Genomic DNA, 21,980 nt, shown 5'->3' with positions numbered 1-21,980 from the left:
TTTTTTATTGTTTTTTAATTTCTTAAATCATGTAATGCCAATACAGGTACTTTAGAATGATGGCCTAAATCCTTGACCATTGGTCTGGAGAAAATACTCCCAAAAAAACTGTGTTTTCTATTAAAAAAGATCACCATATCACTTTCTCTACTTTCTACAAAACACCGTACTCCAGATTTAACATCGATACTATGAAGTGTATGAAAATTATGTTTTAAGTTTTCAAAATATTCTTTTAATAATCGTTTATTACTTTTCTGGTCTTCTGTCAAATCTTCTCCATGAGAAATGTGTAATATGCGTAATTCGGCATTACTCATTTGCACAACATCAATAAGAGTTTGTAATTCTCTTCTTTTATAATTCATCTTATAATCTGTGGGAAATACAATTTCTTTCAATGCTCTATAATCTGCTTCATCTGGTATTGCCATTACAGGACAGTTTCTTGATTTCTCCATAACAAGAACAGTATTACTCCCATAAATAACCTCGCTGGCATTAGTTGTTCCTTTTGTGCCCATAATGATCATTTCTATATCCTGTTTTTCTACAATATCTTTGATGGCATCCAATATTCCATTAAACTGTGATACCATAAAAAACTTGTGATTGGGATAATCATCTCTAAAACTTAGTCTTTCCAAAATTTTACTTAATCCCTTCTCTGATTTATCTCTGGCTTCATCATAAAGCTTTTCTCCCGGTTCTGGAACCATCATACTTTCTAAAGCATAACCGGTAGCATTAAAGGCGTTAAGCACATAAAAATCACAAGCCTCATTTTTATAAAGCTCTAAAGCATATACTATAGCATTCCATGCATTTTTTGAAAAATCGGTAGGTAATAAAATCTTCTTTTTCATCAGTTAGGTTTTTTATTATTAGTGTTGTAAATGTATAGGTATACTTAGATGAATACTATGATAATTATCAGCTGGATGCTGGCATGACTAAAAAAGGAATAGTCAAACGAAAGCCTATTTTTTTGATTACGGCTTCTCTGGTTATACTTTCTATAAAACCATGTTTATAATGAAGCATAGATAACATATCAATCTTCATTTCATCAATAAATTCATTGATGACTCTTGATTTTTGATCGAACTTAGAAACCCAATGCATATTATATTTAACCTCTTTAAGATGTTCTTTTAGTTGTTTAAAATTACGTTCTTGGATTTCATCTAGTTGTTCTTTTTCATGAATATGTACAACTCTAATTTTGGAGTCAAATAACGATGCTATATCTATTAGCGGTTTTAGTTCCTCTTTGCTTTTAGAACGGCTTAAATCTGTTGCAAAAGCTATTTCTTGTGGTATCTTAAAATCAAATTCATCTGGAATTGCTAATATGGAACAACCTCTAATTTTCTGTATAGCGCTTACGGTATTACTACCCATTAAAACCTCTTTAGCACCACTGGCTCCTTTGGTGCCCATCACGACCAAATCAATGCTTTTACTTTTTACGGTTTTGTTAATGGTTTCAGAGAGTTTTTTAGAAACTGAAATCATCTCAAATGTATGATTCAGATCTTCTGTATCTCTTGTTATTGCATGAAAAGTCTCAGTAAGTTTTTCCCGAGACTCATTACTTAATTCCTTATATAGCTTTTCTCCTTTACTTGTATTTAATCTACTAGTCAAAACAGGTGTTTCGACACTAAATGTATTTAGAATATAAAAATGACAAGCCTCATTCTTAAAAAGCTTTGTAGCGTAGCAAAGTGCACTATATGCATTGTTAGAAAAATCGGTAGGAACAAGTATTTTTTTCATAATCTTTAGTTTTATCATATAGGACATAAAACTATCTCCAAAACACAAAAAATACTATGATAATTCTCAGGAATACCCTTAAAATTTCATTGTTTTTTTGTTATTACGTCTTCTTCAGAAAATGTAGTTTCGGTGTTTTCAAAATTGAATTCGTGAGGAACGGCCAAAACTGGACAACATTTGATTTTTTGAATGATGTTTGATGTATTACTCCCCATAAAAAAACCTTTGGCACCAGTTGCTCCTTTGGTTCCCATCACGATAAGGTCTATTTTTCTTTGTTTTACAGTTTCTTCAATCACTTCATGAAGTTTTTTTGCGGTACAAATTGTTTCAAAAACATGTCCAAAATCTTCAGAATCTCGAATAATAGAATGGAATGTTTCTTCTAATTTTTCCTTAGACTCTTTTCTTATTTGTTCATCTCCAGTACTGGTATCAATAATACCTGTAAAAAGTGGAATTTCTACATCACCAGCATTCAAAATATAAAATTGACAAGCTTCATTCTTAAACAAACGTGTAGCATAGTAAAGAGCACTGTATGCATTATCAGAAAAATCGGTAGGAACAAGTATTCGTTTCATGATATTTACTTTAAAATTATAGCATAAAATTATACTCAATTCATTAGAAATAATATGATATTTATCAGTCATCAGAAGGAATAACCAAAAAAGGAATATTGGTATGAAATGTCATTTTTTTAATCACTGGTTCTTTGGTTAACCGTTCTATAAAGCTATGTTCATAATTGATCATAATAAGGAGGTTAATCTCCAATTCTTCAATACACGCCTGAATAGCTTTTTCTGTTGTTGAAAAATCTGAAATAACATGAAAATCATAGTTAACCTTCTTAAAATACTGCTCTAACGTATTCGAATTGTAATGTTGTATATTATCTAGTCCAGGTTGATCATACACATGGATCATTCTAATGGTTGCATTATGATTTTTTGCAAAATCAAGTATAGGTGAAATCTCTGCTTTATGATACAATCGCTTAAAATCTGTTGCAAAAGCTATTTCTGAAATCTTCTCAAAATATACATCCTCAGGAACAACCAAAATTGGACAGTTGGATATGTTCTTAATCACTTTCTGCGTATTACTTCCCAAAAAAGCTTCCTTTACACCCGTTGCTCCTTTGGTTCCCATAACGATCATATCAAAAGAATATAATTGTACCAGTCTATTTATAGTATCTAATAAAGAACCTGATTTAGAAATTGTTTTGAAATTATGTTCCAAACCCGGTTTAGAGTTTTGAATATCATCTAATATCATTTTCAATCCTTGTTCAGATTCTACCTTAATTCCTTGGTAGAAACGACCAATCCGCTGAGAACTTACTGTGGTTAATAGTTGTACCGGGTTGAGCTCATATGTATTTAACAGGTAAAACTCACAGGGAACATCTCTATATGCCTCGATCGCATACAATATGGCATTCCATGCATTATCAGAAAAATCAGTCGGAATTAGAATTCGTTTCATACGTTTCATCACTTTATAAATTATGATTGCATTCTTTTTTCTGAAGGAATTACTAAAAACGGAATATTAGTATGATAAGCAACTTGGTTAATAACAGGTTTAAATAATAGATTTTCAAAAAAGGAATGTTTATTATGGATCATTACCAATAAATTGATTTTATACTTTTTCTGAAAATCTTCTACGGCTTCTAGTACATCCATTCCATCGGCAATATGAAAAACATGAGCGTTATCTTTAAAATATATATCAAGAAAATCCTTAACTTTTTGCTGATCATCATTTAAGGGTACTCCATAATATGCATTTAAAATATTAAGTCTACATATATGCTTATCGCATATTTCTTTTATCAATGGCAGAAATGCATTATTTACATTAAAATTATAATCTGTTGGAAACAAAACATCTTTTGGCGCTTCAAATTCAAAATTAGAAGGAACCGCAATAACAGGACATTTTACTTTTTTGATAGTGTACATTGTATGTGTCCCTATAAATATTTCTTTGGCACCCGTAGCTCCTTTTGTACCCATTACAATAAGATCAATAGCATACTTTTCTAGCACTTCCTCAATTTCGCCGATCAACGTATTAAAAGCTGATAATCTAACAAAACTATGTTTTGGATTATCAAATTCTGCCCTAATTTTCTCCTCGGTCCGTTTAATATCACGTTTAGAATTTACCATTGCTACATCCTCTAGTCCATATAATGTTGGATTTTCGATAAGATATCCTGCATGATAAGATACTGGGGTGAATGTATTGAGAAGATAAAAAGTAACTTCCTCATGTTTAAAAAAATGCATTGCATATCTGATTGCATTAAATGCATTATCAGAAAAATCGGTAGGTAACAAAATTTGTTTCATCTTATGTATGTATTAGTTGTTCAAACCTGTACTGATAAAATCTGTCTTAAGATCGTTTTAAATTCTGCATAGCTAAAAATGGAATTTTAATATGTAATCCTATTTTATCGATAGTAGACTGATATAAAATATTCTCCAGATAAGAATGTCTTGAGTTTACCATCACCAAAAAGTCTATCTTGTTCTTCTCTATAAATCCATTAACTGCATTGGTAAGGTTTTTTGCATCTTCTCTATGAAATACCAATTCTATATCTGGTAATGAATCCAATATGAATGCCTTATTATCTTCTTGCCTTATTGAAAGTTTATCATAATCTGAAACATATAGAAAATTGATAACAGATCTAAAACTTTTAGTTAATGTACTTAACAGCTTTAATTCTCTTCTTTTAAAGGGTAAAAGATAGTCTGTGGGAAATAAAATATTCTTTGGTTGTTGGTATTTACAATTACTGGGAATTGCCAATAAAGGGCATTTTACATATTTAAGCACCTGTAAGGTATTACTTCCAAAAGTAAGTTTTCTATCATCTGTTTTGCCTCTGGTACCCATAATGACAATATCTATATTTTCCTTATCCACCAAATCATTTGCTTCATCAACCAGACTTCCAAATACTGGTAAAGCAATATATTTATGTCGTGGATTTGGAGATATTTCTTCTAATGTAGACAACGTACTATGTAATGCAACACTAGAGTTCTTATATGCCGTTTCTTTTAGTTCTTCAAAAACATCTCTGGATACCTGAGTGTTATTCTCATACACCTCATCGGCGTATGCATTTAAAATAAAAAACTCACATCTCTCATACTTAAAAAGTTCAACAGCATATTGTAAAGCATTCATTGCATTTTCTGAAAAATCTGTAGGGATTACTATTTTTCTCATTTGGTTCTTTTTTATGACATAGTGCATTCAAAACTAAGTCTTAAGAGAGGCAAAAACTATGATTTTTATCAGTCTGGCAATTATGATATTTGTCATAGTTTATCAGACCATACTTCTTCAAATTTGCAACAAATAGATTTTTATGTCTGAGTCTACTTGTTTTCACTGCGGAATTGATTGTGGTAAAACGGTAATTAAATTTGATCAAAAAACATTCTGCTGTAATGGGTGCAAAACCGTATATGATATTTTTTCGTCTAATGATCTATCCTGCTATTATGACCTACAGTCTGCTCCTGGAGCCATTCCTAAAGAAATTCAAGGAAAATACGATTATCTCGATACTGATATTATTGCTAAAAAATTAATCGAATTTGATAACGGAAATACCCAAATCATAACACTATACATTCCTCATATACACTGTAGCTCTTGCATTTGGATTTTAGAAAACTTACATAAACTTCAAACTGCAATTACCGCTTCCCAAGTGAACTTTCCAAAAAAAACGGTTCGTATCACCTTTAAAAGTGATGCTATCTCACTTAAGGAAGTAGTTATTTTACTTCATACTATAGGTTACGAACCTTATATTAGTCTTGATGATTATGCTACAGCAAAAAAGAAAATTGATAGGAGTTTACTCTATAAATTAGGCATTGCAGGTTTTGCTTTTGGAAATGTAATGTTTCTGTCCTTTCCAGAGTATTTTGAAGTATCAGAATACTGGCTTGAGCAATACAAACCTATTTTTAGATGGTTAATGTTTGCCTTTTCTATACCTGTAGTTTTTTATGCTGCACAGGAGTATTTTATTTCAGCATATAAAGGTTTGCGTTCTAAATTATTAAATATCGATGTCCCCATTGCTTTAGGAATTTTGGTTCTTTTTTTACGTAGTACAGCAGAAATTATTTTTGATTGGGGGACTGGTTTTTTTGATAGCCTAACCGGTTTAGTATTCTTTTTACTGCTTGGGAAATTTTTCCAGAAAAAAACCTACTCCTTTTTATCTTTTGAAAGAGACTACAAGTCCTATTTTCCTATCGCAGTAACACGAATTTCGACTGCGAAGCATAAAAAAGAACGAAAAGAAGAAAACATACAAATTTATGATATCAAAAAGGGAGATCGATTGTTGATTAGGAATGGTGAATTGATCCCCGTAGATGCCATTCTTATCGATGGTAATGCGCAAATCGATTATAGTTTTGTAACCGGAGAAAGTGATTCTGTTCATAAACAGTCAGGCGATACTCTTTTTGCAGGAGGGAGACAACTTTATGGGGCTATTGAAATCGAAGTATTAAAATCAGTAGAACAAAGTTACCTTACTCAACTCTGGAGTAATGATGTATTTAACACTGATAAATCAGCATCTTTTACTAATCTCACTGATATTATAAGTAAATACTTCACAATAGCTATTTTGTGTATCGCTATAATTTCTACTTCATATTGGTTATTTACAGATGTTTCAAAAGCTATACACGTTTTTACGGCAGTACTTATTATTGCTTGTCCATGTGCATTAGCATTAGCGAGACCCTTTGCATTAGGTAATATTCTGCGAATCTTCGGAAAAAATAAATTTTACCTTAAAAATGCAGATGTAATAGAACGATTAGCATTGACTGATACTATTATTTTTGACAAAACGGGTACCATAACCACCACGATAACGAGTAACGTAACTTATGAAGGAATGCAATTAACTCCAGAGGAAGAATCTTTGCTCAAAAATACACTTCGAGCTTCAAATCATCCGCTTAGCAGAACACTTTATAATGTTTTAGCAGAACATGATATTCTAACTTTGGATGAATATCAGGAATATGTGGGCAAAGGTATTGAAGGTAAATCTGCCGATCATACCATTAAAATAGGCTCTCCAAACTTTGTAGGAAATGAAGACCTTTCTAAAGTATTTAATACAACTGTGCACGTAAGTACTAATGATGAATATAAGGGCCATTATACTTTTCATAACCAATATAGAAATGGTGTAAAAAAAGTATTTAATCAACTATTTAAGAACTATCAACTAGCCATATTATCAGGTGATAATGAAGGTGAAAAGGAATACTTGCAAAAAGTATTGCCAGAAAACACTTCTTTAATCTTTAATCAAAAACCCGATGATAAACTTAATTATATAAAAATGTTACAACAACAACATAAAAAAGTAATTATGGTTGGCGATGGGTTAAATGATGCCGGAGCTTTAGCACAAAGTGATGTAGGTATAGCTGTATCAGAAAATGTAAATGTATTCTCGCCGGCTTGTGATGGAATTTTAGATGCCTCTCAATTTGATAAGATATCAACCTATCTTATGATATCTAAAAATGCTATTAAAATTATTAAATCAAGTTTTATATTATCTTTTTTATATAACTGTGTTGGACTTTATTTTGCTGTGACTGGTCAGCTTTCTCCAATAATAGCTGCAATATTAATGCCTTTGAGTTCGATATCAATAATAGTATATGTTACCATACTAACCAATTGGATAGGTCAAAAAGTAAATGATAATCATAAGGATTTATAATTTGTTCCTAAATGTTTAAAACACATTAAATATGGAAACTACAGAGGACCATAACCCAATGGCACATTTCCAGCAATGGTTTTATGAAGTCGAAAAAGCTCATCCAGAAGACGAGGTTAATGCGATGATATTATCAACTATAGGTTTAGATGGTTTTCCAAAAAACAGAATTGTTTTATTAAAGCGTTTTACCTGGGAAGGTTTTGTTTTTTTTACTAATTACCATAGTGAGAAGGGAAAAGCGATAGCAAAGGACAATAGAGTTTCTTGTTCTTTTAATTGGACTGCTTCAAAACGTGAAGTCCTTATTACTGGAAAAGCAGAAAAAATCCCAGAAAATCTATCTGAAGGATATTTTGAATCACGTCCAGAAGGAAGTAAATTAAGTGCATGGGTATCTCATCAAAGTGATGTGATTTCTTCTAGAAAAGTATTACAGGACCGCCTAAAAAAGTATAAAACAAAATTTAAAAACAAAATCATTCCTAAACCTAAGTATTGGGGCGGATATATAATCAAACCAGAAACGATTGAGTTTATCTTACACTCTGAAAAAATAAAATTTAAGCACAGGACAAAATACAGACTTCTATCTAATTATTGCTGGTCTAAGAATATACAAATTATTATAGATTAAAGATCTTTATTAAGCTAATTCTTTACTTTACAACTGGCTATCCCAAATAATTTATATAATGGACACCAACCCATAAAACCAGTAATAACTAATACTCCTGATACTGATAATAAAACAATTCCTAAGGTATCAGATATAAAATTGTTATAAAATAAATATGCTAATACTACACCTAAAATGATTCTAATGATAGCATCTATCTTTCCTAAATTCTTTCGCATAACGATTTAATTTAAAAGTGAATACTCTATTAACTTCTATAAAGTTCTTAAAGAATTTGAAAGTATTGTATGATAAATGTCACCTATAAAATGAAATAGGAAAAATCAGTGTATTGCAAAAAAAAAGGCTAAATCCTAATAGAATTTAGCCTTATCAACACATAATAACACTCCACTTAATGCGCATAGCATTTAATTCTTCTAAACAAAGTCTCGTCATAATTGTAAAGATTTGTTGTGCAATCCAAAAACATATTTTGTTTTTGTGTCGCTGATTTTAGTCTTTTTCTGATGTTTCTTAAAGTTCTCATGATGATTAGTTTTTGGTCCCTGTTGTTTCGGGAGTTGATTGATGTAAAATTTAACTATCGTTATTTATAACGCCTCTTTGTATTCCAGGTATATCCTACAGTTCCACTTAATTTTCTTGTAATTCTGTTGCTATCTAAAGTTCTCATAATTTCTGTATTTTAATGATTTTGATATATAAATTGATCTTTTGGTTTTTATAGTAAGATTATCTGTAACGTCTCTTTGTGTTCCAGGTATATCCTTTGGTTGCACTTAATTTTCTTGTAATGCTATTGCTATCTAAGGTTCTCATAATTTCTATATTTTAATTGTTTTTGATTATATAATTGTTATCTCTTGATGTTAGTATTTAGGTTATCTGTAACGTCTCTTTGTGTTCCAGGTATATCCTATAGTTGCGCTTAATTTTCTTGTAATTCTGTTGCTATCTAAAGTTCTCATATTTTATATATTTAATTGTTATTTATACTTACTAGACGTCAAGAGTTTATTTTTGTTACAGTACTATGTATAAAAAGGTACTATTTTAACAATTATTAACATTTTACACCTCAAAAACAGGTACTGAGAGTTGGTTTAAGCCTAGAATGATCCTTTATTATTAAAACCTGACAAATGTCATTTTTTAAGAAAATCTTCAAACATACTTTTGGCTCACAATCAAAGTAAGCATGAGTGTAATCTATGTACTCTTAACGATTAGTATTATCGTTGCCATCGTCTTTTTTATAAGTTTTATTATATCTGTCAGGAATGGACAGTATGATGATGTGTACACTCCCTCTATTCGAATGCTCTTTGAGGATGAACTTATAAAAGAAAACAAAGAAAAATCTTCAGAATCCAATAAAACTAAACAATCATAATATGGAAATGGAACAATTCTATTACGATAATAAAATCGTGAAAAAATTCTTATATGCAACCATGTTTTGGGGCATTGTAGGAATGTCTGTAGGTCTACTACTAGCATTCATGTTTTTATTCCCTAATGTAACAGATGGTATCTCATGGTTGAGTTTTGGTCGTTTAAGACCATTACATACAAATGCCGTTATTTTTGCTTTTGTAGGTAACGCTATCTATGCAGGAGTCTATTACTCTACCCAGAGGTTGCTAAAAACCCGAATGTTTAGCGATGCATTAAGTAATATTAATTTTTGGGGTTGGCAATTTATTATTGTTTTAGCCGCAATAACATTACCATTAGGATATACTTCATCAAAAGAATATGCAGAACTCGAATGGCCAATTGACATTGCTATTGCCATCATCTGGGTAGTTTTTGGATGGAACTTAATAGGAACTATTTTAAGAAGACGACAACGGCATATGTATGTAGCAATTTGGTTTTATCTTGCCACTTTTGTTACTGTTGCGGTTTTACACATTTTTAATAGCCTCGAACTTCCTGTAAGTGCTTTAAAAAGTTATTCTGTATATGCAGGTGTTCAGGATGCATTAGTACAATGGTGGTATGGCCATAATGCAGTTGCATTTTTTCTTACCACTCCTTTCTTAGGATTAATGTACTATTTTGTTCCTAAAGCTGCCAATAGACCTGTATACTCATATCGATTATCTATTGTCCATTTCTGGTCTTTAATATTTATCTATATCTGGGCAGGACCTCATCACCTTCTATATTCATCTTTACCTGATTGGGCACAAAATCTTGGTGTAGCATTTTCTGTAATGCTTATTGCTCCATCATGGGGAGGTATGATTAATGGCCTCTTGACCTTAAGAGGAGCGTGGGATAAAGTACGTACTGATCCCGTTTTAAAATTTATGGTAGTTGCCATTACAGGTTATGGTATGGCCACTTTTGAAGGGCCAATGCTTTCTTTAAAAAACGTAAATGCTATTGCTCATTTTAGTGATTGGATTATAGCACATGTTCATGTTGGAGCTTTAGCATGGAATGGATTTTTAACTTTTGGTATGATCTACTGGATGGTACCAAAACTAACCAAAACAAAATTATGGTCTACAGGCCTTGCTAATTTACATTTCTGGATTGGTACTTTGGGGATTATCATGTATGCACTACCAATGTATGTTGCCGGTTTTGTGCAGGCATCTATGTGGAAACAATTTAATCCCGATGGGACACTTACCTACGGTAATTTCTTAGAAACAGTTAATGAAATCATTCCTATGTATTGGATGCGTGCTATCGGAGGTAGTTTGTTTATTTTGGGAACCTTTGTAATGCTATATAACATTATTAAAACGATACAAAGTGGTAGTAAAGTTACTGATGAATTAGCCGAAGCTGCTCCGTTACAAAAAGTAACCCGATTTAGAACTGCTAACGAAGGGTACCACACCTGGCTAGAAAGAAGACCTGTTAAACTAACCATCTTTGCTACAATTGCAATTTTGATTGGTGGTATTGTTCAAATCGTTCCTACCATAATGGTAAAATCCAATATTCCAACAATAACCAGTGTAAAACCTTATACTCCGCTTGAGCTTGAAGGAAGAGATCTCTATATACGAGAAAGTTGCGTATCCTGTCATTCACAAATGATTCGACCATTCCGTAGTGAAGTAGAACGTTATGGAGAATATTCTAAAGCTGGTGAATATGTATATGATCACCCTTTCCTTTGGGGAAGTAAACGTACTGGACCCGATTTAATGAGAATTGGAGGAAAATATTCTGATAACTGGCATTTAAATCATTTTTATGATCCACAAACCACCTCATCAGGATCAATTATGCCTAGTTATAAATGGTTGATTAAAAACAAACTTGATCGTTCACAAACCGAAGATAAAATGAATGCTATGGTATCTCTGGGTGTCCCTTATACTCCAGAAGAGATAGACAGAGCACAACAGTGGATGGATGAGCAAGCAACGCAAATTGAAAAAAATCTGTACACCGACCCTGATTTTGCAAAAACATATGAAGCTGATAAAAAATATGCCAAGGAAAACGGATTGGATTTTATCGAAATGCGCGATAGAGAAGTCGTTGCGCTCATAGCATATATCCAAAGATTAGGAACTGATATAAAAGTTAAAAACCAAGAGAACGTAGTTCAAACTAAAGAATAAACGCCATGCTAAAATTTATAAAAGGTCACATGGAGAGTATTGAAGGTATTGAGATCTATCCTATGATTTCATTACTCATATTTTTTATATTCTTCGCCGGATTATTCTGGTGGGTGATCACAGCAAAAAAAGAACATATAAAAGAGGTAAGTCAAATTCCTTTAGAAACCGAAAACGATATACAATCATGAGAAGTACTTCATCCTATTTAAGAGTGCTTGCCTTTTTAGGTATTGCTTATATATTAATAGAACTTACTGTCGAATCTGGAGAACAATCTGCATTCATTGCACAACCATTAACATGGTTAGTCTTAGGAATGGTTTTACTATTTATTGTGGCGATAGAGATTAGTTTACAGGCTTTAAGAAGCATCTTGTTTCGCTCTTTAAATCCAGAGGCCCAAGAACGTTATCTCCTGGCAGAAAAAACTAAAAAAGAAAAACAATTTGGGTGGATTAAAAAGATCTATCTAAAATTATTGGATAGTAAACCTGTAGAAGAAGAAGGTGAGATTATTCTTGATCATAATTATGATGGGATTCAGGAACTGGATAATAATCTCCCGCCATGGTGGGTGTATGGTTTTTATGCAACCATCGTATTTGGAGCAGTATATTTAGTTCGCTTTCATATTTTCAATGATTATACACAAACAGAAGAGTATGAAACTGAGGTTGCCGAAGCCAAAATTGCTATCGAAGAATACAAAAAAACTGCAAAAGACTTAGTCGATATAAACACAGTAACTCTGCTTACAGAAGCCTCAGATATTAACGCTGGAAAAGCAGTTTTCACTACAAATTGTGTAGCATGTCACAAAGCTGATGGTGGTGGTGGTATTGGGCCTAACCTTACCGATGAATATTGGATTTTAGGAGGCGGTATTAAAAATGTATTCAGGACCATCTCTGAAGGAGGACGTGATGGAAAAGGAATGGTTGCCTGGAAACAAACTCTGAAGCCTGCAGAAATGGCTCAAGTAGCAAGTTATGTGATTTCTCTCGGGGGAACAACTCCTGCCGAACCTAAAGAAGCTCAAGGTGAAATATGGATTGATCCAGATGCATCTCAAGAAGAAACTCCTAAAGAAGAGATCCCCGAAACTATTTCTGATTCGACAAGCATAGTTGTAAATCATTAATGTTTCTGGAACCTTATATCAAAACTTAAAATAATATTCCTTTGGAAACACCCGCAAACGAAAAATTCAGAGATTCTATCGGTACCATCAACGAAGAAGGTAAACGTGCCTGGGTGTATCCTAAAAAACCAAGCGGCAAATATTATTCTTATCGCAAATGGGTAAGCTATGGGTTACTTATCTTTTTGTTTTCTGCACCATTTATAAAAATAAACGGAAATCAATTTTTACTATTTAATGTTTTAGAACGACGTTTTAACATATTTGGAGCTCCATTTTGGCCACAGGATTTTCACCTCTTCGTAATCTCAATGATTATAGGTGTTCTATTTATTACTCTATTTACAGTTGCATTTGGAAGACTTTTCTGCGGTTGGGTATGCCCACAAACCATTTTTATGGAAATGGTATTTCGAAGAATCGAATATTGGATTGAAGGAGATAGAGGAAAACAAATACGACTAGATAAGCAATCCTGGAATGCTGAAAAAATAAGAAAAAGAGGGATGAAATGGATTATATTTTTTATCATTTCATTCTTTATAGCAAACATATTTTTGGCTTATTTAATAGGAAGCGATCAGTTACTACGATACATCATAGATGGCCCTTCTGAGCATATTAGCACATTAATTTCCTTACTTATATTTACTGCTGTCTTTTACTTTGTATTTGCATGGTTTAGAGAACAAGTTTGTATTATAGCTTGCCCCTATGGTCGATTACAAGGCGTACTTCTAGACTCCAAATCTATAGTTGTTGCTTATGATTATAAACGTGGAGAAAAAGAAGCTGGAAGAGCAAAGTTTAAGAAAAATGAAGATCGTCCAACTACAGGAAAAGGAGATTGTATTGATTGTTTTCAGTGTGTCCATGTATGTCCAACCGGAATTGATATTCGTAATGGCACACAGCTCGAATGTGTAAACTGCACCGCTTGTATTGATGCATGCGACCATATGATGGAAAGCGTGAATCTACCAAAAGGATTAATACGATACGCCAGTGAAGATAATATTGCAAAAAAAGCAAAATTTAAGTTCACTCCTAGGTTAAAAGGATACAGTGCTGTACTTGTAATTCTAATAGGTGTTCTTCTGGGAATGTCTTTTTTACGAAATGATGTAGAAGCTAATATCCTACGATTACCAGGACAATTATACGATCATAAGGACGATAATATAATTAGTAATGTATACACGTATAAACTAGTCAATAAAACAACAACAGAGATTAAAGATGTTCACTTCGAATTGTTATCTCATAAAGGAAAAATAGAGCTGGTTACTCATAAAAATTTTACCGTCCCAAAACAAGGTTTGGCCGAAGGGACTTTATTTATAGAAATTAATGCAGCTGCATTAGAAGGTGATAGTAACAGATTAAAAATTGGTGTCTACAGTGGTGGTAAATTAATTGAAACAACAATAACGGCTTTTTTAGGCCCAAGAAGTTATAGGTAAAAGTATCGGTTAAGACGTATTTATACCAGTACATCCAAAATAAAAAATTATGAAAATAAACTGGGGAACAGCTATAGTATTAGTGTTTATAGGATTCATTTCTTTCATCCTATATTTTGTTGTGCGAATGAATACTGAAAAAAAATATGAACATGATCTTGTAACAGAAGATTACTATAAGAAAGAACTTGCTTTTCAGAATGAAATCGATGCCGAGAAAAATTCAAAAAATCTAGAAAACAATATCTTAATTCATACCACTATCGAGGGGTTAGTTATTTCTTTTCCCAAAGACAAGAACCCTAGTGATATTTCTGGAATAGTATCTCTATATCGTCCTTCAAATAAAAAACTGGATTTTGAAATTCCTATCTCGCTTTCTAGTTCTAAAATGATAATCAAAGATGAAAATATAATAGAAGGGCGCTGGAATATAATAATCAATTGGGAGTATAACGACACTTCGTACTTGTTTAAAAAATCATTTACATACTAAAAAATGTTATTATCGGCACTCATATTAGGATTATTAGGAAGCTTTCACTGTGTTGGAATGTGCGGCCCGATAGCTTTTATGTTGCCTGTACATCAATCAAATACTTTTCAGAAAATTTTTCGAGTTTTCCTATATCATTTTGGCAGACTGATAGCCTACTGTATAATTGGATTATTCTTCGGAATTATTGGAAAAAGTCTAAATATATTTGGCCTACAACAAAATCTGTCTATTGCTGTAGGAGTGTTGATGATTATCCTCATATTAATTCCTCATCAGACCCTTAATAAATATAATATCTCTAAACCAATATATAAAGTCATTACCAAAGTAAAAAATGCATTGGGTATTGCTCTTAAAAAGAAAACACCCGACACCTTTCTTTCAATTGGTTTTTTAAATGGTTTTCTACCCTGTGGTTTAGTGTACATGGCAGTTTTTGGAGCTATCGCTTCTGGTCAAATTTTTGAGGGGAGTTTATATATGGTTTTCTTTGGATTAGGCACTATACCCTTAATGACTGTAGCAGTTTATGCCGGAAATTTCTTAACTAGAAAAGTGAGACAGCACATTCAAAAAGCTATCCCGGTGTTTGTTGTTATTATCGGATTATTATTTATTATAAGAGGGCTTGGTTTAGGTATTCCTTATCTTTCTCCTAAGCCTGCAGTAGAAATGGTTTCTGCAGACTTTGAATGTCATTAATTCTAGTGAAAATTTATATTGTCATAGAAAACAATGTAGTTTCAGGTTTACTTCGTTGCAATCTCAGATCAAATGCCATGCATATATTACGAACAAAAGGCCTTCCTTTTTCTGTTACTTTTATACTATGATCATTTTTAACTAATAATCCATCCAGTGCTAATTCTTCGAGATTCTGTACTACTTCTGGTAATTCCTTAAAATACATAATATCATTCTTCCAATTGGTTTCAAAATGACACATCAAATTTAAAATATGCTGTCTAATAATTTCGTCTTCCTTATCAAGCATATGACCTCTATATACCGGAATAATCCCTTCGTTTATAAGATGTTGATACTCTTCTATATTTTTCACATTTTGAGCAAAACCATACCAACTATCACTTATTGAAGATACTCCTAAACCAATCATTGCATGCGTTTTAGAAGCAGTATACCCCATAAAATTGCGATGTAACGTTTGACTTTTCATGGATTGAAATAGAGTATCATGTTCTAACGCAAAATGATCCATGCCTATTTCTATATAACCAACCTCTGACAACAACTTCTTACCCATCTCATATTGCTTTCTTTTTTGAGCCCCAGTAGGTAAATCAGCATCTTTAAATCCTCGTTGTCCATTCCCTTTTTGCCAAGGTACATGAGCATAACTATAAAATGCTAATCGATCCGGAAGTAATTCTTTTGTCTTTAAAACTGTATCTACTATACCTTTTTCAGTTTGAAATGGTAAACCAAAAATAATATCATGTCCCACAGATGTATAACCAATAGCTCTTGCTGCTTCTGTAACTTCCCTTACACGCTCAAAAGGCTGTACTCTATGAATTGCTTTCTGCACAACCTCATCATAGTCTTGTACTCCAAAACTCACCCTTCTAAAACCTAAATCATATAATGCTTGTAAATGTTCACGAGTTGTATTATTAGGGTGTCCCTCAAAACTAAACTCGCAGTTTTCTGCACGTTCTACTCCACTAAAAATACCATGAATTAAATGTTGTAAATTCTTAGCAGAAAAAAACGTAGGAGTACCTCCTCCTAAATGCAATTCTCTTATTTTGGGTTTGGTTTCAAAAAGATTGAGATATAAACTCCATTCTTTTAATAATGATTTGATATATGGGACTTCTACATCATGTCGTTTGGTAATTCGCTTATTGCATCCGCAAAATGTACACATGCTTTCGCAAAACGGAAGGTGAATGTAAAGACTTACTCCTTCATCATCATTACTTTCATTAAATGATCTTTGTATAGATGTTATCCATTTTTTTAATGAAAATGTATTGTCATCCCAATATGGCACGGTTGGATAACTTGTATATCTGGGCCCTGGAATATTGTATTTATGAACTAAGTTTGTTCGCATTTTTTTATTTTTTATTTTGAGTAGTTTCTACTCCTATTTAAAATTCTATTATAACCTAAGTTCAACTTATATAGCACCAATCAAAACGAAACACATTAAATTCTTCAATTCATTAAAGCTGCGCAGTTATATCATTCATGCAATACCAAAAAAGGAATGTTGGTATGATAACTTATCTTTTCGACCATAGGATGAAATAAAATACGTTGGAAAAAATTAAGGTTTTTAGCTATCATAGTAATCATATTAATCTCTCGACTCTCAATAAAACACTGCACTGCTTCTTCCATATTCGTATTGGATAAAAAATGAAAACTATGATCTAGGTTGTCAAGGGAGTCGTCCAGAAAATCTTTATTTTTCACTTGTAAAGTAGTTAGATCTTGTTCCTTTTTGGCAATATGCAACACTCTTAAACTTGCATTATTCATATAGAGTATTTCACTAATAGTATTTAGTACTCTACTTTTATAATACATGTAATAATCGGTAGGAAATACAATCTCTTTTGGCTTGGTATATGTAGCTTTTTCTGGAATTACTAAAACCGGGCATTTTACCTTAGTAATCACATCACCTGTATTACTTCCTATAGTTTTTTCTTTGAGTCCAGAAGCTCCTTTGGTTCCCATAACAATAAAATCAATATTTTTTTCCTGAATTTGTTTTCTAATTGCATCAACAAAAAAAATATATTCATTTATAGTGAAAAATCGATGTTTCGTATTTAAAGGTAATTTTTCTATGCTTTTGAGCAATGACTGCATTTGCTCTTTATTATTATGTGTATGTTTTTCTATGACTGTATCTTTTGAAGCATAGAAAGAATCTCCGCCTATCATTTCTTCAAAGGGAGAAACATGTAGAATATAAAAATTACAATTTACTTTTCTAAAAAATGAAAGGGCATAACTTATGGCATTCCATGAATTTTCAGAAAAATCTGTAGGGATCAGGATATTCTTCATCTTAAATACTTTCTAACACAACAAATGTATTAGGATGTATTTATGAAAAGAATGACAAAAATCAGTTTAGCACTATTTTTATTCAACTAACTGAAGACCTGCTAAATCTAATATTCGAATATTACGCCCTTCGATTTCGATCAGCCCATCTTTCTTAAAATTTGATAGCGTACGAATTAAACTTTCTGTAGCTATTCCAGCAACACTAGCCAGATCATTTCTTGATATTTTGATGCTATCTTCTGGCTTTTTATTTAAAACCTGAGCAAATTGTAAAATGGTTTGTGCTGTTTTTTTTCTCACCGAACTATATGCCATCTGTAATAGTTGTTCTTTAATTTCAGAAAGATTATCGGTTAACAGTTCCATCAACTCCAGAGAAATATTTTTGCTCTTTTCCAAAATCTCTTTGAGATTGTTTTTTGATATTCCGGCCAATTCAGTGTCTTCAACCGCAGTAGCAGATTCTTGATATGGAGTATTATCTACGAAAGAAGAAAACCCTAAGAAATCATCGGCTTTATATAGTGCTGTTATTAATTCCTTACCACTTTCATCCATTTTATGGCTTTTAATAACTCCTTTTAGAATAAGATATATTTTATTAGAATGCTCTCCTTCTTTATAGATTATGCCTCCTTTTTTAAAATTAGAAATTTCACCATGATCATCAAAAAAATTCTTGAGTTCATTTAGGTTTCTAAATCCTTCTTCATCCTCAGTTTTTGTTTCAGTACGTTGATTTTGCTCTTCAAGAATTCTTGAAATTATAGTTGCTTTAGCTAAACGACTTTCTATTGCACTTAATAATTCATCTTCTTCAAAAGGTTTGGTTAAGTAATCATCTGCCCCCAAATCCATTCCTTTTCGAATTTCTTTATGTTCAGTTTTTGCAGATAAAAATATAAAAGGAATATGATTTGTATTTGTATCATAAGACAAAGCCTCGAGTACCCCATAGCCATCGACCTCGGGCATCATAATATCGCAAACAATGATATCTGGTTTCTCTTCTTTTGCTTTTGTTATTCCCAATTTGCCATTTGGCGACGTAATTACTTTATAATCAGAAAGCTCTAAAAGCTCTGCAGTATTTTCTCTTAGTGCAGTATCATCTTCTATTAAAAGGATAGTTTTCATCGGTTTACCTAATTATTATTGGTCGTTATGTATTGGTGGTTGGTATGGTTACGGTAAAAGTAGATCCTTGATTTTCTTCACTTTTAAAGATAATACTTCCACCAAGATTTTCTAGATGGGTTTTTACAATATTTAATCCTATTCCGGTTCCTTGATCCAGTAATGCATTTTCTGCTCTAAAATATCGTTTAAAAATAAAACCTTGTTCTTTTTCAGGAATTCCAATTCCTTGATCGATAATGGTAAATGTAAGGATGTTATCTTCAAAGCCAACTTCTAAATCTATAGTTGTATGTTCCCCAGAATATTTAATTGCATTGTTAATTAGGTTTGACAAGACAAGTTCCAGAATTTTTTCATCAAATTCTATAACATAACCATCAATGTCTTTGGGGTAATTAATCCTTTGCCCGTCTTTGAGTAGCATATTTGCATTATAAATCACTTCATTAATTACTTTGCTCAAAGGAAAGCTACTGTACTTGTAACAAACTTTACCTGTTTCTAAACGCTCAATGGATAAAAAATCATTTAGAATATTATTAAGGTATTTCACTTTATTTTTGATCGTACCCAGATGTTTTTCTCTTTTCTCTTGTTGTTCTGTTTGAGTATATTTTCCTGCAAGTGTTGCTGAAGTAAGAATACCGCTCAATGGTGTTTTAAACTCGTGAGAAACCAAAGAGAGAAACTTCGTTTTTAACTCATTAAGATCTCGCTCTTTTTCTAAAGCTTCCTTAGCCTTGGCTTCAGCTTCCATTCGTAGTTTTACCTCTTCTTTTAATTCTTCAATTGTACTATGTAATTTTTCTGTACGTTCTTCTATTCTTTCTTCTAACCTTGCATTTAATTCTCTGATCTGCCGTTCCTGTTCTTTACGAAAAGAAATGTCAATCACTAGAGCCATTACATAATTATTTCCATAAATAGAAAATGGGTTTAATCCCGCTTCTACTGGGAATTTGGTACCGTCCTTTCGTACTCCGTGGATATCTCTCCCATTACCCATAGACCTTTTTTCTTTGTTACGCACAAAACCTTCAAAGTGTCCTTTATGTTCTTTATGGTGTTCTCGCGGAATAAGAATATTTAGTGGCTTTCCTATTAATTCATCGGTTTCATATCCAAATATCTCATTTGCTGATCCATTACATGCTACTATGACCTGATCTTCATTTACAACCACAATACCTTCAGAAACACCTTCTGACAAGAGTCTAAAAATATTACTTTGTTTTTCAAAAACCTTCATATAAATATTAAGTAGTGGTTGTTTATTGTATATAGATTGACTTCAAAAAAATAATTCCAAAATAATCCCTTCTTATTGTTGTATTAAATTTTACCTCCAAAAATAATACAAACGATAATAAAAACTTGTACTTCCCATTTGTTATTAGCATTCTCTAGGATACTTTAACTGAAAATTATGAAAAATTCCTTTTACCAATCTCTTTTTTAAACCTGATTTATATCATAAAAATACTCAACATCACTTCCTAAATTTATCTCACAAATTGATAAATTTTATATAATCATGACAACTGCACAAAATATAGGAATTACATTTTATCAAAATCTCGGAAAACTATTTTATGCCGTTGCTGCCTCGGATAAGGTAGTTCGTAAATCTGAGTATGATACTTTAAGAAAAATCGCGAAATCAGAATGGTTAAAAATAGATGACATTGAAGATGAATTTGGCGTAGACGCATCTTTTCAGATCGAAATTGTTTTTGATTGGTTAGATAATGAAGAACTTAATGCCGAAGAAAGTTTTAAACAGTTTGAAGCGTATTATCATGAAAACAAATCACATTTTAAAGATGCTATAAAACAACTAATTTGGACAACAGCCAATGCAATTGCTGGTGCATTTTCTGGAAAAAACAAATCAGAATTAATGATGTTGGGGAGACTAAAACTACTTTTTGAAGATAAAATTTAATTCTGAATAAGAACATGGAATTTATCGATTACTATAAAATATTAGGGATTCCAAAAAATGCTTCTGAAAGTGATATTAAAAAGGCTTATCGAAAATTGGCAAGAAAATACCACCCAGACTTAAATCCAAATGATAAGGAAGCAGAAAGGAAATTTAAAGAAATTAATGAAGCAAATGAGGTTTTAAGCAATCCCGAAAATCGTAAAAAGTACGATCAATATGGTAAAGACTGGAAACACGCTGAAGAATTTGAAAAACATCAAAAATCAAAACAACAATACAATCATGCTAATCAACAACAGCAGTATTCTAGAGATTTTTCTGATTTCTTCGAATCTATGTTTGGAGAAAGAAATAGAGATTATGGTCGTGGAAAGGTAAAATATCGGGGGCAGGATTTTAATGCAGAGCTACATCTCGGTTTAATGGATGTTTATAAAACTCATAAGAGAACACTAACCATTAATGGAAAGAATATTAGAATTACTATTCCGGCTGGAGTTGAAAACGGACAAATTATCAAAATCAAAGGGCACGGTGGACAAGGAATAGGAGGTGCCCCCAAAGGTGATTTGTATATTACTTTTATTATCGAAAACAAAACATCTTTTAAACGTGATAAAAGTAATCTATATCTAAATAAAGATATTGATATATACACAGCCGTTTTAGGAGGTGAAATCACAATTAACACTTTGGATGGAAAAGTAAAATTGAAAGTAAAACCAGAAACTCAAAATAACACACAAATTAAGCTAAAAGGAAAAGGATTTCCTATATATAAAAGAGAAGGACAATTTGGGGATCTTTATATCACCTATACTATCAAAACACCTAAAAATCTATCCCAAAAACAAAAAGAATTATTTAGAGAACTATCAAAACTTTAAATACAT

The 21,980-nt window shown here is 32.0% G+C and carries 22 protein-coding genes; 11 read left to right on the top strand and 11 right to left on the bottom strand.

All coding sequences use genetic code 11. The annotated features are described in order from the left end of the window. Positions 1-14 precede the first annotated feature (14 nt). From PQF96_RS08420 to PQF96_RS08395, 6 genes are all read right to left on the bottom strand, one after another. Positions 15-866, bottom strand: a complete 852-nt coding sequence (locus PQF96_RS08420) for a universal stress protein (RefSeq protein WP_109434300.1) — start codon at positions 864-866, stop codon at positions 15-17. Positions 867-933: 67 nt separating this feature from the next. Continuing rightward, a complete protein-coding gene (locus tag PQF96_RS08415) occupies positions 934-1,782 on the bottom strand; it encodes a universal stress protein (RefSeq protein ID WP_271765727.1) in 849 nt (282 codons plus the stop codon). Between the two features lie 86 nt (positions 1,783-1,868). Continuing rightward, positions 1,869-2,369: a universal stress protein gene (locus PQF96_RS08410; protein WP_271765726.1), complete on the bottom strand. Its 501-nt coding sequence runs from the start codon at positions 2,367-2,369 to the stop codon at positions 1,869-1,871. Between the two features lie 64 nt (positions 2,370-2,433). Next, entirely contained in the window at positions 2,434-3,282 is an 849-nt protein-coding gene (locus PQF96_RS08405) for a universal stress protein (protein WP_271765725.1), read from the bottom strand. 20 nt (positions 3,283-3,302) lie between these two features. Next, the gene (locus tag PQF96_RS08400) at positions 3,303-4,157 is read right to left on the bottom strand and encodes a universal stress protein (RefSeq protein ID WP_109434303.1); all 855 of its coding nucleotides are present in this window, start codon (positions 4,155-4,157) and stop codon (positions 3,303-3,305) included. A 46-nt stretch (positions 4,158-4,203) separates the two neighbouring features. Next, positions 4,204-5,052 carry a universal stress protein gene (locus PQF96_RS08395; protein WP_271765724.1) on the bottom strand — a complete coding sequence of 283 codons (849 nt, stop codon included), beginning with the start codon at positions 5,050-5,052 and terminating at the stop codon, positions 4,204-4,206. A 142-nt stretch (positions 5,053-5,194) separates the two neighbouring features. On the opposite strand from PQF96_RS08395, the gene PQF96_RS08390 reads away from it, so the two are divergent. Both PQF96_RS08390 and pdxH read left to right on the top strand, forming a co-directional pair. After that, the gene (locus tag PQF96_RS08390; protein WP_271765723.1) at positions 5,195-7,603 is read left to right on the top strand and encodes a heavy metal translocating P-type ATPase; all 2,409 of its coding nucleotides are present in this window, start codon (positions 5,195-5,197) and stop codon (positions 7,601-7,603) included. A gap of 31 nt (positions 7,604-7,634) precedes the next feature. Then, entirely contained in the window at positions 7,635-8,240 is a 606-nt protein-coding gene (pdxH, locus tag PQF96_RS08385; RefSeq protein WP_271765722.1) for a pyridoxamine 5'-phosphate oxidase, read from the top strand. A 14-nt stretch (positions 8,241-8,254) separates the two neighbouring features. On the opposite strand, the gene PQF96_RS08380 is transcribed toward pdxH, so the two are convergent. After that, positions 8,255-8,461 (bottom strand): YgaP family membrane protein, encoded by a 207-nt coding sequence (locus tag PQF96_RS08380; protein ID WP_109434307.1) that lies wholly within the window; start codon positions 8,459-8,461, stop codon positions 8,255-8,257. A gap of 983 nt (positions 8,462-9,444) precedes the next feature. Between PQF96_RS08380 and ccoS the strand changes: the two genes are divergently transcribed. Genes ccoS through PQF96_RS08345 form a run of 7 tightly spaced genes read left to right on the top strand, consistent with a single transcriptional unit; the run spans position 9,445 to position 15,650 of the window. Continuing rightward, positions 9,445-9,639 carry a cbb3-type cytochrome oxidase assembly protein CcoS gene (gene ccoS, locus PQF96_RS08375; protein ID WP_109434308.1) on the top strand — a complete coding sequence of 65 codons (195 nt, stop codon included), beginning with the start codon at positions 9,445-9,447 and terminating at the stop codon, positions 9,637-9,639. Between the two features lies 1 nt (position 9,640). Continuing rightward, the gene (gene ccoN / locus PQF96_RS08370) at positions 9,641-11,842 is read left to right on the top strand and encodes a cytochrome-c oxidase, cbb3-type subunit I (protein WP_143917541.1); all 2,202 of its coding nucleotides are present in this window, start codon (positions 9,641-9,643) and stop codon (positions 11,840-11,842) included. A 5-nt stretch (positions 11,843-11,847) separates the two neighbouring features. After that, complete coding sequence (locus tag PQF96_RS08365; protein WP_109434310.1) at positions 11,848-12,033, top strand: CcoQ/FixQ family Cbb3-type cytochrome c oxidase assembly chaperone; 186 nt, start codon at positions 11,848-11,850, stop codon at positions 12,031-12,033. Further along, entirely contained in the window at positions 12,030-12,986 is a 957-nt protein-coding gene (locus tag PQF96_RS08360) for a cbb3-type cytochrome c oxidase N-terminal domain-containing protein (protein ID WP_143917542.1), read from the top strand. Before PQF96_RS08365 ends, PQF96_RS08360 begins: the two co-directional genes overlap by 4 nt. Positions 12,987-13,027: 41 nt before the next feature. Then, the gene (gene ccoG, locus PQF96_RS08355) at positions 13,028-14,449 is read left to right on the top strand and encodes a cytochrome c oxidase accessory protein CcoG (protein WP_109434312.1); all 1,422 of its coding nucleotides are present in this window, start codon (positions 13,028-13,030) and stop codon (positions 14,447-14,449) included. A gap of 49 nt (positions 14,450-14,498) precedes the next feature. Continuing rightward, positions 14,499-14,945, top strand: coding sequence for a FixH family protein (locus PQF96_RS08350; RefSeq protein WP_271765721.1), 447 nt, complete (start codon positions 14,499-14,501; stop codon positions 14,943-14,945). 3 nt (positions 14,946-14,948) lie between these two features. Then, positions 14,949-15,650 (top strand): sulfite exporter TauE/SafE family protein, encoded by a 702-nt coding sequence (locus PQF96_RS08345; RefSeq protein WP_271765720.1) that lies wholly within the window; start codon positions 14,949-14,951, stop codon positions 15,648-15,650. A gap of 13 nt (positions 15,651-15,663) precedes the next feature. Here PQF96_RS08345 and hemN read toward each other — a convergent pair whose 3' ends face one another. The 4 genes from hemN to PQF96_RS08325 all read right to left on the bottom strand — a co-directional run bounded on the left by hemN (position 15,664) and on the right by PQF96_RS08325 (position 20,388). Continuing rightward, a complete protein-coding gene (hemN, locus tag PQF96_RS08340; protein ID WP_271765719.1) occupies positions 15,664-17,028 on the bottom strand; it encodes an oxygen-independent coproporphyrinogen III oxidase in 1,365 nt (454 codons plus the stop codon). Positions 17,029-17,159: 131 nt separating this feature from the next. Next, positions 17,160-17,996, bottom strand: coding sequence for a universal stress protein (locus PQF96_RS08335; protein ID WP_109434316.1), 837 nt, complete (start codon positions 17,994-17,996; stop codon positions 17,160-17,162). Positions 17,997-18,074: 78 nt separating this feature from the next. Beyond that, a complete protein-coding gene (locus tag PQF96_RS08330; RefSeq protein WP_109434317.1) occupies positions 18,075-19,136 on the bottom strand; it encodes a response regulator in 1,062 nt (353 codons plus the stop codon). Positions 19,137-19,161: 25 nt separating this feature from the next. Continuing rightward, positions 19,162-20,388 (bottom strand): sensor histidine kinase, encoded by a 1,227-nt coding sequence (locus tag PQF96_RS08325; protein WP_109434318.1) that lies wholly within the window; start codon positions 20,386-20,388, stop codon positions 19,162-19,164. Between the two features lie 285 nt (positions 20,389-20,673). On the opposite strand from PQF96_RS08325, the gene PQF96_RS08320 reads away from it, so the two are divergent. Both PQF96_RS08320 and PQF96_RS08315 read left to right on the top strand, forming a co-directional pair. Continuing rightward, complete coding sequence (locus PQF96_RS08320; RefSeq protein ID WP_109434319.1) at positions 20,674-21,084, top strand: hypothetical protein; 411 nt, start codon at positions 20,674-20,676, stop codon at positions 21,082-21,084. Between the two features lie 14 nt (positions 21,085-21,098). Further along, positions 21,099-21,974 carry a J domain-containing protein gene (locus PQF96_RS08315; RefSeq protein WP_271765718.1) on the top strand — a complete coding sequence of 292 codons (876 nt, stop codon included), beginning with the start codon at positions 21,099-21,101 and terminating at the stop codon, positions 21,972-21,974. Positions 21,975-21,980 lie beyond the last annotated feature (6 nt).

Source organism: Aquimarina algiphila, from assembly GCF_947494415.1.
GTDB classification, from domain to species: Bacteria; Bacteroidota; Bacteroidia; order Flavobacteriales; family Flavobacteriaceae; genus Aquimarina; species Aquimarina algiphila.
This window is presented reverse-complemented; position numbering and strand designations above follow the sequence as displayed.